General features: G+C 51.5%; 1 protein-coding gene. It reads right to left on the bottom strand.

Annotation, left to right across the window (positions count from 1 at the left end; translation table 11 throughout):
* The coding region (locus NC99_RS07035) for a TlpA family protein disulfide reductase (protein WP_157624601.1) at positions 1-1,004 on the bottom strand (1,004 nt) is incomplete at its 3' end.
* Between the last annotated feature and the right edge of the window lie 480 nt (positions 1,005-1,484).

Here is a 1,484-nt window from a genome sequence, read left to right as displayed (position 1 = left end):
TTCAATACCCAACATTTTACCTGTCGCTTTTCAATGGTGCCACGCAGGTGATGGATGCCACCAAAGAAACGGTTTAAATCCTCCAGCATGAGCTCCCCGGCCTGTGCTTTTAAAGCGGAGGGAATAATCAACTCGTAGCAATAATACTTATCGCGGGCAGCAGGCATGTAGGCCGACACGTTTTGCGGGGGCAGGACTTCCTGCTTGTTGAATGCTGCAATACACCGGTTGGGGTGAGCCAGAACCAGATTTCCCAGCTGCCGCACTGCTCCCTGGTATAATTGCAGGACGGTGCCATTTAACGCCCTGATTTTGTAGCGGTTTAGACTGTCTGTATATACCCCTCCGCCACCGATCCCGTCCAGGTAGCCGGTGATTACCGAGTGGTACTGCAAATCGGAAGCCTGCCCGCCATTACCATCAACCAGTAACGGTTTGGTCAGGTCGTAGTCAAAATTGCTTTTCTTTTCGGCCAGTGGCGTGGCGTTGGGCGAAAACCGGTCCCGGATGTTCTCGGCGGTGACTTCCGCTTCGCCGGTGACGGCCACCACTTTCCCGTCCCTGATCCACACCTCGTGAGGAACATGGTTGTGGGGAAACAAGCCGGAGAGGGTCGTGTCGCCCGTTACCGAGGGCAGGGTGACTTTGCGGGCTGCAAAGAATTTGGCAATCGCGGCTTTGTCTTGCGAGGTCACCATCAGGATTTGGAGCTGGCTATCAAACTCGCGCTGTAGCTGTTCGAACCGCGGGATGGCTTCAATGCATGGGTGGCACCAGGTAGCCCAAAAGTCCAGGATCAGCAGCTTGCCTTCGAAATCCGACAGGCGGGCAGTTTCTCCGGGGTAGTTGAGTACATCCCTCAGCAGGAGATCGGGCACCGGGTCACCCGGCTTTAAGGGGCCGGACGCTTCCTGTTCGGGCGGGCTGCAATGCACAAAGTGCAAAAGCATGCCGGCTGTGAACAGGATTAATCGTACCGGAATTTGGAGTTTGTATCTCATCATTTTTAAGTTTTGGTTTCGTAAAAAGAAGATTGGACACAAAGACACCAAGTCACAAAGGATTGGTTATCGGGGAAAGGCCTTCGTGCCCGCGTACCCTCGTGACGTCGTGACTTCGCGCGTTCGTACATTCGTCCCGTCGGGTCTGGAGAGAGCATAGCAAGGCCAGGAAGCAGAAAATAGCATTCATACTTTTAAGATTTTTGTTTGTGTAACCGGGGTTTTGTGTTTCCCCAAAACCCCCAGGGTTTCGGAAAACCCTGAAGGTTTACATACGGGGTATTGATAGATGCTGCTCGTGAGTTTACGGGGCATGTCGGGGAAATAAGAAGCGTTTAAAACGAGGCATAATACATTCGTTTTTGGGGTTAATATTGATTCAACGCCGGGCTGTCTCCGCATCCGGGTTATTTTAAGTTCATGAGCGGGATTCTTTTCAAAGGAAATAAGTTTGAAAGAGTTAATAAAAATAATGCGGCTTAT

The organism is Sunxiuqinia dokdonensis, assembly GCF_001270965.1.
Classification (GTDB): domain Bacteria; phylum Bacteroidota; class Bacteroidia; order Bacteroidales; family Prolixibacteraceae; genus Sunxiuqinia; species Sunxiuqinia dokdonensis.
The sequence above is the reverse complement of the archived record's forward strand: the minus strand, read 5'-3'. Positions and strand labels throughout refer to the sequence as shown.